The sequence below is a fragment of the Vagococcus fessus genome, assembly GCF_003987565.1.
In the GTDB taxonomy this organism is placed as follows: domain Bacteria; phylum Bacillota; class Bacilli; order Lactobacillales; family Vagococcaceae; genus Vagococcus_D; species Vagococcus_D fessus.
On sequence record NZ_NGJY01000002.1, the window covers coordinates 811,791 to 823,406 of the forward strand.

General features: G+C 34.3%; 11 protein-coding genes and 1 other annotated feature. Of the genes, 7 read left to right on the forward strand and 4 right to left on the reverse strand.

All coding sequences use genetic code 11. From position 1 onward, the window contains the following. Nucleotides 1-11 precede the first annotated feature (11 nt). The 7 genes from rsmG (at nt 12) to guaB (ending at nt 6,230) form a co-directional block, all read left to right on the forward strand. Nucleotides 12-731, forward strand: coding sequence for a 16S rRNA (guanine(527)-N(7))-methyltransferase RsmG (rsmG, locus tag CBF31_RS08195; protein WP_126831892.1), 720 nt, complete (start codon nt 12-14; stop codon nt 729-731). Nucleotides 732-860: 129 nt separating this feature from the next. Then, a complete protein-coding gene (locus CBF31_RS08200; RefSeq protein WP_126831893.1) occupies nt 861-1,622 on the forward strand; it encodes a ParA family protein in 762 nt (253 codons plus the stop codon). Further along, nucleotides 1,615-2,505 (forward strand): ParB/RepB/Spo0J family partition protein, encoded by an 891-nt coding sequence (locus CBF31_RS08205; RefSeq protein ID WP_126831894.1) that lies wholly within the window; start codon nt 1,615-1,617, stop codon nt 2,503-2,505. The genes CBF31_RS08200 and CBF31_RS08205 overlap by 8 nt, the downstream gene beginning before the upstream one ends. 23 nt (nt 2,506-2,528) lie before the next feature. After that, entirely contained in the window at nt 2,529-2,708 is a 180-nt protein-coding gene (locus tag CBF31_RS08210) for a DUF951 domain-containing protein (protein ID WP_126831895.1), read from the forward strand. A gap of 35 nt (nt 2,709-2,743) precedes the next feature. Then, on the forward strand, nt 2,744-3,847 hold the full coding sequence (ychF, locus tag CBF31_RS08215; protein WP_126831896.1) for a redox-regulated ATPase YchF: 1,104 nt from the start codon (nt 2,744-2,746) through the stop codon (nt 3,845-3,847). A 45-nt stretch (nt 3,848-3,892) separates the two neighbouring features. Then, the gene (locus CBF31_RS08220; RefSeq protein ID WP_126831897.1) at nt 3,893-4,585 is read left to right on the forward strand and encodes a DUF1129 domain-containing protein; all 693 of its coding nucleotides are present in this window, start codon (nt 3,893-3,895) and stop codon (nt 4,583-4,585) included. Between the two features lie 160 nt (nt 4,586-4,745). Next, a complete protein-coding gene (gene guaB / locus CBF31_RS08225) occupies nt 4,746-6,230 on the forward strand; it encodes an IMP dehydrogenase (RefSeq protein ID WP_126831898.1) in 1,485 nt (494 codons plus the stop codon). Nucleotides 6,231-6,262: 32 nt separating this feature from the next. Here the strand turns inward: guaB and serS are convergent, their stop codons facing one another. From serS to croR, 4 genes are all read right to left on the reverse strand, one after another. After that, entirely contained in the window at nt 6,263-7,540 is a 1,278-nt protein-coding gene (gene serS, locus CBF31_RS08230) for a serine--tRNA ligase (protein ID WP_126831899.1), read from the reverse strand. Between the two features lie 69 nt (nt 7,541-7,609). Then, nucleotides 7,610-7,820: a binding site (T-box leader), on the reverse strand. A 56-nt stretch (nt 7,821-7,876) separates the two neighbouring features. Continuing rightward, on the reverse strand, nt 7,877-9,175 hold the full coding sequence (locus CBF31_RS08235) for a serine hydrolase (protein WP_170167910.1): 1,299 nt from the start codon (nt 9,173-9,175) through the stop codon (nt 7,877-7,879). A 120-nt stretch (nt 9,176-9,295) separates the two neighbouring features. Beyond that, complete coding sequence (locus CBF31_RS08240; protein ID WP_126831901.1) at nt 9,296-10,468, reverse strand: sensor histidine kinase; 1,173 nt, start codon at nt 10,466-10,468, stop codon at nt 9,296-9,298. Next, nucleotides 10,458-11,147, reverse strand: coding sequence for a response regulator transcription factor CroR (gene croR / locus CBF31_RS08245; protein ID WP_126831902.1), 690 nt, complete (start codon nt 11,145-11,147; stop codon nt 10,458-10,460). Before croR ends, CBF31_RS08240 begins: the two co-directional genes overlap by 11 nt. Nucleotides 11,148-11,616 lie beyond the last annotated feature (469 nt).

The window sequence follows — 11,616 nt, forward strand, 5'->3', positions numbered from 1 at the left end:
GAGGCAAAGATATGACGCCAGAGGAATTTAAACAGGCCTTAGGGGAAAAAGGAATAACGCTAACTGATAACCAAATGCTTCAATTTGCGATGTATTTTAAATTATTAGTTGAGTGGAACAATAAAATGAATCTTACAGCTATCACAGAAGAAAAAGAGGTTTATTTAAAGCATTTTTATGATTCAATTATGTTAGCGATGGCTAATGATTTTAGTGGTGAAAATTTAAGTTTGTGTGATGTTGGTTCAGGTGCCGGTTTTCCAAGTATTCCATTAAAAATTGTATTTCCTAGCTTGAGTATTACTATTGTTGACTCTTTAAATAAACGTATTACTTTTTTAAAAACATTAAGTGATGAATTAGGATTAGACAATGTTTACTTGTATCATGATAGAGCGGAAACGTTTGGTAAGAATAAAGATTTTCGTGAAAGTTTTGATTATGTAACAGCTAGAGCAGTTGCTCGTTTAAATATTTTAACGGAACTATGTTTGCCACTTGTTAAAAAGAATGGTTTGTTTTTAGCTATGAAGGCTGCCAAGAGTGAAGAAGAAACCGAAGAAGCTAAAAAAGCTATTTCCTTATTAGGTGGAAAATTAGAGAGTGAAGAAGATGTAACTTTGCCGGTTACAAATGATTCTCGTTATATAATAGCGATTAGAAAGAAAAAAGAGACACCAAATAAATATCCAAGAAAACCAGGTATGCCGAATAAACAGCCGCTCAAGTAATAAAGTGGATAAATCGTAGGTCCAATAATGAGACAGGAAGTAAAGTTTTTCATTTTATGATACAATAGTAGTATTAAAAAAATGTAAAATTAGCTACGTAATTTGTTAATAAGAATCGGAGGAAATATGATGGCACGGATTATTTCAGTTGCTAACCAAAAGGGAGGCGTCGGGAAAACTACAACAACCGTCAATTTAGGTGCTGCATTAGCTTTTGAGGGTAAAAAGGTATTATTAATTGATATCGATGCCCAGGGTAATGCTACAAGTGGATTAGGCGTGAAAAAAGCAGAAGTTACCGAAGATATCTATGACGTATTAGTGAATGAAACCTCGATTAAAGAAATTATATGTGATACAACACGTGAAAATTTAGATATCGCTCCAGCAACGATTCAATTGGCAGGAGCGGAAATAGAATTAACACCTATGATGGCCAGAGAAACACGTTTGAAGAATGCGATTAAAGAAGTTGAAAAAGAGTATGACTTTATTTTAATTGATTGTCCACCATCATTAGGGCACTTAACGATTAACGCTTTTACAGCGAGTCATTCTATATTGATTCCTGTTCAATGTGAGTATTATGCTCTTGAAGGTCTAAGCCAGTTGTTAAATACAGTTCGTTTGGTACAAAAGCATTTTAATCCAGAGCTACGTATTGAAGGTGTTTTATTAACCATGTATGATGCTAGGACTAATTTGGGATCGGAAGTTGTAGGAGAAGTTCGTAAGTATTTTAGAGAACGTGTGTATGATACGATTATTCCAAGAAATGTTAGACTATCTGAGGCACCAAGTCACGGGTTATCTATAGTAGATTATGACCGTCGTTCAAAAGGCGCTGCAGTTTATCAAGCATTGGCTAAGGAAGTGTTATTAGATGAGTAAGAATAATAAAGGTTTAGGTAAAGGAATTGATGCATTGTTTCAAGATTTTTCAGTCATTGAAGAAGTAGATGAAAAAAATGAAACAATCATAGAGTTAAAGTTATCAGAATTAAGACCTAATCCCTATCAACCCCGTAAAACTTTTGATCAGAGTGCATTAGAAGAGTTATCTCAATCAATTAAACAAACTGGTGTTTTCCAACCGATAATTGTTCGTCAATCAGATGTTAAAGGGTATGAGATTATTGCTGGTGAGAGACGTTTTAGAGCCTCAAAACTAGCAGGTAAAGAGACTATTCCAGCAATAGTTCGTGAGTTTGACGAAGAAGCAATGATGCAAGTCGCTGTTTTAGAAAATTTACAGAGGGAAGATTTAAGCCCTTTGGAAGAAGCAGAAGCTTATGATTCACTGATGAAAAATTTAAACCTAACACAGGCCGAAGTAGCTGAGCGTTTAGGAAAAAGTCGTCCCTATATTGCAAATCATTTACGTTTATTATATCTACCAGAGATGGTTAAGGAATTACTCCAAAAAGAAGAATTATCTATGGGGCAAGCACGGACACTACTTGCTTTAAAAGACCGAGATAAGATTATTGAATTGGCTAAACGAGTTGTTAAAGAGAAATTGACAGTTAGACAATTAGAAGAGATTGTTGGTCAAATAAATAGTGATAAACCAGAAGTGAAGAAAAAAGAGAAAAAAATAGCAAAACCAAAACCTTATTACATCAAAGAAAGTGAAGAACGTTTGATGGATAAATTTGGGACATCTGTTATGATTCAGGAAAAAGCGGGTAAGGGTAAAATAGAAATAGAATATTTATCATCAGATGATTTAACACGTATTTTAGACATATTAGATGTCCATTTTGATGATTAAAAATAGATAAGTGAGGGATTCCTATGTATGATTTAGGTGATATTGTAGAAATGAAGAAACCTCATGCGTGTCAGACAAATCGTTGGGAAATTGTTCGTATGGGGATGGATATTAAGATAAAATGTATAAACTGTCAGCATATCGTTATGTTTTCTCGTCGAGATTTTGAGAAAAGATTAAAAAAAATTATTGAAAAAAACTAAAGTTAGTTTAATCAAATGAAAGAGTGGTATATTTTATGGCATTAACAGCAGGGATTGTCGGTTTACCGAACGTTGGTAAGTCAACTTTATTTAACGCGATAACAAAAGCAGGAGCAGAAGCAGCAAACTATCCATTTGCAACAATTGATCCTAATGTGGGAATGGTAGAGGTTCCAGATAATCGTTTACAAAAATTAACAGAATTAGTACAACCTAAAAAAACAGTTCCAACAACATTTGAATTTACAGATATTGCAGGGATTGTTCGTGGAGCAAGTAAAGGTGAAGGATTAGGAAACCAATTCTTGAGTCATATTCGCCAAGTAGATGCGATTTGTCACGTTGTCCGTTGTTTTGATGATGATAACATTACACACGTAGAAGGACGCGTAGATCCTTTAGCTGATATTGATACAATCAATTTAGAACTAGTATTAGCTGATTTAGACTCAGTATCGAAACGTCATGCTAGAGTGTCTAAAATTGCACGTACAAAAGATAAAGAAGCTTTAGCAGAATTAGCTTTATTAGATAAAATTAAGCCTGTTTTAGAAGAAGGTAAATCAGCTCGTAGTATTGACTTTACTGAAGATGAAATGGTAGAAGTTAATAAATTATTTTTATTAACAACTAAACCAGTTTTATATGTAGCGAATGTTTCTGAAGAAGAGGTAAGTGATTCAGAGAGTAACAAATATGTACAAGCAGTTAGAGAATTTGCAGCAAGTGAAAACGCTGAAGTGATTGTAGTTTGTGCTCGCGCAGAAGAAGAAATTGCTGAATTAGATGATGATGACGATCGTGCTGAATTTTTAGAAGCGTTAGGTATTGAAGAATCAGGATTAGATCAATTAATTAGAGCAGCCTATGATTTATTAGGGTTAGCGACTTACTTTACCGCAGGTGTTCAAGAAGTACGCGCTTGGACTTTCAAAAAAGGAATGAAGGCGCCACAATGTGCTGGAGTTATCCATTCAGATTTTGAAAAAGGGTTTATCAGAGCAGAAACTGTGTCATTTGATGATTTAAATGAGTACGGCAACATGGCAGCTGCTAAAGAGGCAGGGCGTGTTCGTTTAGAAGGTAAAGAGTATGTTGTAGCAGATGGAGACGTTATGTTGTTCCGTTTCAATGTATAAAAATTAAAAGTATGAAATAGCTGATAGGTACAGGAGGAATTCATTTTGGAACAGCAAGAAATTAGAAATATTGTCGCAAAAAATCGCGAATTAGAAACACAATTGACTAAACGTAATGAACAATATGTTCATGATTTAAAAAAGACTTTAACTGTGGCTAATTTATCAGAAGAAATGCAAACCATCGAATTATCTACTATTTTACCTGAACTAGTAGAAGGTCAAAAAAGTGGTAAAACAGCACGACAACTATTTGGAACAGTTTCAGAGAGAGCTGATTTAATTTTAAATAAGCCTGCTCCGGTTAAAGAAAGTAATGTTTTCCAAATGTGGTTGGATAATACCCTATTATTATTCATTTTCTTAACGTTGATAGCAGGAGTCATTCCGATGCTATCTAAAGTTGAGAATCCTAGTCAGCAACAAGGACTGTTAACAATTCTGATTGCTGCGGCAACAGGTGGATATGCTTTTTACTTAATATATAAATACGTATATAAATATGATCGACCCGGTGCTGATCAAACAGGTAGACCAGGTATCCTAAAATCTATGGCAATAATGCTAGGGATAATGTTAGTATGGATATTAATCTTTACGGCAGCAGGTTTAATTCCAGCTTCTATTAATATTGTATTGAGACCGGTTGTATATGTATCATTAGCAGTGTTAGCTATTGCAGTACGTTATTATTTGAGAAAAAAATATGATATTAGAGGTAGTATTTTTACTCGTTAATCATGAAACAAATAGTCTCATTAGTGGGGCTATTTTTTCATAAATAAAAAGTGATATTAAAATCGGATATTATGAGAAAAAATAAGTGTTAAGGATTGACTAATTGTTAAATCTTTGTTATTTTTTTAATTAAAAATAAAATAAAGGGGTCGATATGTAAATGTCTAACTGGGAAACGAAATTTGTAAAAAAAGGTCTAACATTTGATGATGTATTATTAATTCCAGCAGAAAGCCATGTTCTACCAAATGAAGTAGATATGAGCATTAAATTAGCTAAAAATATTACCCTAAATATTCCATTTATCAGTGCAAGTATGGATACTGTTACAGATAGTAAAATGGCGATTGCTATGGCACGTCAAGGTGGCTTAGGGGTTATTCATAAAAATATGAGTATTGAACAGCAAGCGGATGAGGTTAGAAAAGTTAAACGTTCAGAGAGTGGCGTTATTATTGATCCGTTTTATTTAACACCATCACATTTAGTATCAGATGCGGAACAATTAATGTCTAAGTATAAAATTAGTGGTGTTCCTGTTGTAGAATCATTAGATAGTCGTAAATTAGTGGGGATTTTAACAAATCGTGATCTCCGTTTCATTGCAGACTATCAACAACCGATTGCCGATGTTATGACTAAAGAAGCGCTAGTTACAGCACCAGTTGGAACTAATTTACATGATGCAGAAAAAATTCTTCAAAAACATAAAATTGAAAAATTACCGATTGTTGATGAAAATAATCGTTTAAGTGGATTAATTACTATTAAAGATATTGAAAAAGTAATTGAATTCCCTAATGCAGCAAAAGATGAGCATGGTCGTCTGTTAGTAGCGGCAGCTGTAGGTGTAACAACAGATACATTTGAGCGTGCTCAAGCCTTAATTGATGCGGGTGCGGATGCTATTATCATTGATACAGCACATGGGCATAGCGCGGGTGTTATTAGAAAAATTAAAGAAATTCGTGATACATTCCCAGATACAACTTTAATTGCTGGAAACGTAGCGACAGCTGAAGGAACACGTGCTTTATATGATGTTGGTGTTGATGTGGTTAAAGTTGGTATTGGACCAGGTTCAATCTGTACAACACGTGTTGTAGCGGGTGTTGGTGTTCCTCAATTAACAGCAATCTATGATGCAGCTGAAGTCGCTCGTGAATATGGCCGTACTATTATTGCAGACGGTGGTATTAAGTATTCTGGTGATGTTGTTAAAGCTCTTGCAGCTGGTGGTTATGCAGTTATGCTAGGAAGTATGTTAGCTGGAACAGACGAGTCACCAGGTGAATTTGAAATTTATCAGGGTCGCCGTTTCAAAACATACCGTGGTATGGGGTCATTGGGTGCTATGGAAAAAGGCTCTAGTGATCGTTATTTCCAAAGTGGTACTAATGAAGCCAATAAGCTAGTTCCAGAAGGTATTGAAGGCCGTGTAGCATACAAAGGTAGCGTAGCTGATATTATTTTCCAATTAATTGGTGGGTTAAAATCAGGTATGGGATATGTAGGAGCTTCAAATCTTAAAGCATTACGTGATGATGCTCAATTTGTTCAAATGAGTGGTGCTGGACTTAAAGAGTCACATCCTCATGATGTTTATATTACAAAAGAAGCACCAAATTATTCAGTTGAATCATAAAAAAGAAGCTAGCTCACTGAGCTAGCTTCTTTTTAATTAGCTGTAATTGTTGTGATGCCACCCATGTATGGAACTAAAACTTCAGGGATTGTAACACTACCATCTTCATTTTGGTAATTTTCTAAAATAGCAGCAACGGTACGTCCTACTGCTAGGCCAGAACCGTTTAATGTGTGCGCTAATTGTAATTTACCTTCGGCATTACGGTATCTAATTTTTGAACGACGTGCTTGGAAATCAACGCAGTTTGAACATGAACTGATTTCACGGTAAACATCTTGCGCTGGAATCCATACTTCTAAGTCGTATGTTTTTGAAGCACTAAAGCCCATATCACCTGTACATAAAGCTAAAACGCGGTATGGTAAATCTAATTTTTTAAGAATAGTTTCTGCGTTATCGGTCATTTTTTCTAATTCATCAAATGATGATTCAGCATCTGTAATTTTAACCATTTCTACTTTATTAAACTGGTGTAAACGGATAAGTCCACGTGTATCACGACCGGCACTACCTGCTTCTGAGCGGAATGATGGACTTAAAGCTGTGAAGTAAACCGGTAATTCTTCTTGTTTTAAAATTTCATCGCGGTAAAAGTTAGTTAAAGGTACTTCAGCAGTTGGGATAAGTGTTAGGTCTGAATTTTCTAATTGGAAAACATCTTCTTTAAATTTAGGGAATTGACCTGTTCCGTACATTGATGCACTATTCACCATATATGGTGTTAGCATTTCTTTATAACCATGCTCCATTGTATGAGTATCCAACATGAAGTTGTAAACAGCACGCTCTAGGCGAGCCCCTAAGCCTTTGTAATAAACAAAACGACTACCAGAAACTTTAGCGCCACGTTCAAAGTCAAGGATATCCAGATTTTCAGCTACTTCCCAGTGAGCTTTAGGTTCGAAATTGAAAGCCTTTGGAGTTCCCCATTTGCGAATTTCAATATTATCTTCTTCATCTGCACCTACAGGAACAGAATCGTCAGGAATATTAGGTAAACGTGATGCAATATACTCAATTTTTTCATCGATTTCGCCAAGGGTAACGTCCATTTCTTTGATTTCATTATTTACTGACTTCATTTGATCAATAAATTTTTGAGCGTCTTCTTTTTGACGTTTTAGTGTAGAGATATGTTCTGATGTTTCGTTTCTAAGTTTTTTCTTTTCTTCAACTTGAACTAATAAATCACGGCGTTCTTTGTCTAGTGCGATAAAAGTATCTAATGTTTCTTCGTCGACTCCACGATTTTTTAGTTTAGTTTTGATTGTTTCTAGATCTTGACGAATTGTTTTGATATCTAGCATGTTTTTTCCTCCTATAAATTAAGTAATAAAAGCATAAAAAAAGTCTATTCGTCCTAAGGAATTAATATTCCTTGGGACGAATAGACTTGAAATTCGCGGTACCACCCAAATTCAATAGCAAAGCTATCGCACTTGATTTTCGCAATAACGGTTGCGGCCGAAATGAATTATGTCTTCATTTACTGTAATGAGATGGATTTCCTAGTCTTTCTTTACTAACTTCCACTAACCGTTAGCTCTCTGAAAAAGAAAAGATAAGTACTTGTTCTCAAACGTGATTGAATATCTATAATGTATGATAAGAATACATTTTTTTGGGTGAGATGTCAACATCGATTAAAATAGATTAGAAAAGAATGACGAAATAGAGCGGCCAGCAATTGTATACCAGGCTGCTTTTTCAACTTCTTTAGCAGTAACGAGATCAAATCGATGGTCGCTACCATTAGCAGATACGTAATCTTTTGTATCTTCATTAGCATCAATGCTAACTTGACCTACTTTTTCACCTTTTTTAAGAGGGGCTTGAGGTTCAGTTTCAGGAGCTTCATAGGATAGTTTAAGATCGTTAACCTTAGTTTCTTTATTTAACCATAATTTTATATCTTTAGTAACGGTTACTGGTGTTGATAGTTCTTTCGCATGCTTGATTGATGGTACGTCTATTCCTGTTAGAACGTCGCCTTTTTTATAGATAGTATCATATTTCCAATTTTCGAAGACATAATCAATTAGACGATTAGTTTCTATGAAACGTGAGTTAGGATCTACACTATTTGTTGAATTCATGACTACTGTAATAATTCGAGTGTTTTTATTTTTATATGTTCCAACAAAGCACTGACCGGCTAAATCAGTTGTTCCAGTTTTTAAACCATCAACGCCTTCACGGTAAACTGGGAAACCAGGAAGCATTAAGTTGGTACTAGTCATGTCGACGGTTTCAGGTGTTCCTTCAGCAAATGTGATGACGCCTTCTTTTGTTGTATTCAAGAAATCAGGAAAATCATGGATTAAATGACGTGCAATTATAGCAATATCTTTAGCTGAAGCTAAATTTTCTTCACCAGGTTTACTGCCTGGATAGACTCTACCATTTGCGTTGTCATTATTAATGCCAGAGGTTGAAATGATATAAGCATCCTCAATTCCCCATTTTTTAACTTTTTTTCTCATTAAGTCAACAAACTCTTTTTCAGAACCTGCAACTTTTTCAGCTAATGCTGTGACAGCTGCATTGGCAGAGACAACGGTACTTGCATTAAAAAGGTCACGTACACTATAGGTGTGTCCTTTTATAAAGGGGACATTGGACAGAATCGGATCATGACTAATCGCAAGTAAGTGGTCACTGATTTCAACTTGCTCATTCCAATCGAGGTCTCCATTTTGTTCGGCTTCTAATATGAGATAAAGTGTAATCAATTTGGTCATTGAAGCAATCCCCAATGGTTTATCAGCATTTTGTTCGTACAGTATTTTTCCACTGTTGTAATCAATAGCTAGCGCAGCATTTGAATTGATAGAAAAATCAGTTTCATCAGCTAGTGCTTTAGGTAGTGCTATTAATTGACCTAGTGTAAAAATTAGGGTCAATGAGACTACTAACTTATTCTTTAATTTTTTTAAGTTCATAAATATCCTCCCAGACAATAAAAATAAAGCCATATATTTTATACGGCTTTATTTAGCTTATAATAGTTTATTAAGTTTGTATATGGGTTGAGTAGAATATTAAAATATTTTTAGAAGCAATTAAGATGTTTGAGAAAGTGGCAAATGGATAACAAAAGATGTCCATTTTTCATCAGAAGTAGCATAGATATAACCGCTATGTAGCACAACGATACTCTGAGCGATTGCTAACCCCAACCCTGTTCCGCCGGTTTCTTGTGAGCGTGATTCTTCTACACGGTAGAAACGGTCGAATAGTTGATTTAGAGATTCTTTTGGGATAGGGTCTCCATCGTTTTTTACAATAATAACAGCTTCTTTGCCTATCTTTTCAGCGGACAAACAAATCCGAGTCCCATTTCGTCCATACTTGAGACCGTTAGATATAAGGTTGTTAAATAAGCGAACTAATTTTTCTGTATCACCTTCCATGATAAAAGGGGTAGGTGATACGTCTACCTCTATTTTCATATTTCTTTTATTCGCATCCAACTCAAAATCCACAGATAATTGATCTAAAAGTTGTCCTAAATCAAAAGTCATAATAGAAAGTGGCGTACTAGCTTGTCTAACTTTTGTATATTCAAAAAGATCATCTACTAATAGCTTCATTTGTTTAGCTTTGGAATAAGCTGTATGGGTATATTTTAATAATTCATCGTGTGTACTATATTTTTTTTCTTCAATTAAGCCTAGGTAACCGATGATAGATGTAAGAGGTGTACGAATGTCGTGACTTATGTTTGTAATAAGTTCATCTTTTGATTTTTCAATTCGGCGCTCATCTTCAATTGCTTCAACCGTACTCTCAACTAGGCCATTGATACTTTCGACAACTCGACCTAAATCCCCGCCTATTTCAAAAGGGATACGGTGATCATAGTTTCCATTAGCGATGTAATGAAGTTCTGAAATTATATGACGCAGTTGCATTTGGCGATAACGTCGAATTAAACGCCAGTAAAGAATAATAAAGTCAAAAATAATCATAAATATAAGAGCGACATTCTTTAAAGAGTAGAAGGCATTGTTAAAGAATGTTTTAACGAGGACTTCTTTTATTCCGAAAATTAAATTTTTCATTACAATACTATCATCGATGACTAGTCTAGAAAGTGCTATGACAACGATATTTAAAAGGATTAACAAGATAACTGTTACAATACCTTCTATAATAAGTTCACTTTTTTCTTTAGATGTTAGAATGATACGAGTATTTTTAGATGAATTTTTAGAGCTACGACTAGTTTCCATCAATCTTATATCCAACTCCCCAGACTGTTTGGATTACTTTTTCTCCATCAGTCGCTTCTTCAATTTTATCTCTTAAGTGGCTAACGTGAACCATCACTGTTTTAGCAGAAATAATACTTTCTTGTTGCCACACGCGTTCGAATATTTCTTCAGCACTGAAAACTCGATTAGGGTGACTAGCTAGTAAATACAAGATACCAAATTCTAATGCAGTAAGTTGTATCTCGATACCAGCGTCAGTTAATACTTGATGCGAGTCTTTCTTTATAATAAGAGGGCCAACCTCTAAAGTATCTGGTTTTGAGTCAGTGACTTGCATTTTTGTTCTGCGAAGTAATGATTTGACGCGAGCCATAATCTCAAGTGGATTAAATGGTTTTGTAACGTAGTCATCCGCACCAGCAACCAAACCTTGAATCTTATCTAAATCACTTGATTTAGCTGTAAGCATAATAATAGGTATTTGAGATTCTTTTCTAAGCTCTTTAACAACCTGCATTCCATCCAATTGAGGCATCATAAAATCTAAAATCATTAAATCAATATCTGGCGTGGTTCTTATTTTAGTCAGAGCCTCTTTTCCATCATAAGCTTTTATAACATCATAGCCTTCATTTAAAATATAAATACTGAGTAGTTCAACAATTTCTTTATCGTCATCTACGACTAAAATTTTCATAAAAAAACCTCCAATAATAAGTTCTAGTATTATAATAGCAAAAAATAAGGATGATACATAAATATAAGAATTAAGTTAACTTAAAATTAATATTTAAAAAATTTAAATTAAGACTTGCAATTTAAAAAGAAAGTTGGTATATTTATAAATGTCTTCAAGACAAGTAATAAAAAATTAAAAATAATATGCCAAAAAATTTGAAATTGATTTGTTGCTATGTTAGAATGACAAAGTCGTTAAAAACGGATGAGCTTAAAACCTCTAAAGCTTAATTGAAAAACTTTTAAAAAAAGGTTGACGAAATCAACTAAACATGTTATTCTAATTAAGTCGTTAAGAACGACAACGTAGACCTTTGAAAACTGAACAAAGTAAGACGAACCAAACGTGTAGGATGTTGTTCTCATTAGTTGAGACAACAAACTAAATTTTAAGATTTTTATTAAAAATCTAAGTGAAGTAACATTCG

Bases quoted from the DNA above. Each gene is read 5' to 3' on its own strand.
- rsmG (WP_126831892.1), top strand. From the start codon at position 12: ATGACGCCAGAGGAATTTAAACAGGCCTTAGGGGAAAAAGGAATAACG.
- CBF31_RS08200 (WP_126831893.1), top strand. From the start codon at position 861: ATGGCACGGATTATTTCAGTTGCTAACCAAAAGGGAGGCGTCGGGAAA.
- CBF31_RS08205 (WP_126831894.1), top strand. From the start codon at position 1,615: ATGAGTAAGAATAATAAAGGTTTAGGTAAAGGAATTGATGCATTGTTT.
- CBF31_RS08210 (WP_126831895.1), top strand. From the start codon at position 2,529: ATGTATGATTTAGGTGATATTGTAGAAATGAAGAAACCTCATGCGTGT.
- ychF (WP_126831896.1), top strand. From the start codon at position 2,744: ATGGCATTAACAGCAGGGATTGTCGGTTTACCGAACGTTGGTAAGTCA.
- guaB (WP_126831898.1), top strand. From the start codon at position 4,746: ATGTCTAACTGGGAAACGAAATTTGTAAAAAAAGGTCTAACATTTGAT.
- serS (WP_126831899.1), bottom strand. From the start codon at position 7,540: ATGCTAGATATCAAAACAATTCGTCAAGATCTAGAAACAATCAAAACT.
- CBF31_RS08235 (WP_170167910.1), bottom strand. From the start codon at position 9,175: ATGAACTTAAAAAAATTAAAGAATAAGTTAGTAGTCTCATTGACCCTA.
- CBF31_RS08240 (WP_126831901.1), bottom strand. From the start codon at position 10,468: ATGGAAACTAGTCGTAGCTCTAAAAATTCATCTAAAAATACTCGTATC.
- croR (WP_126831902.1), bottom strand. From the start codon at position 11,147: ATGAAAATTTTAGTCGTAGATGACGATAAAGAAATTGTTGAACTACTC.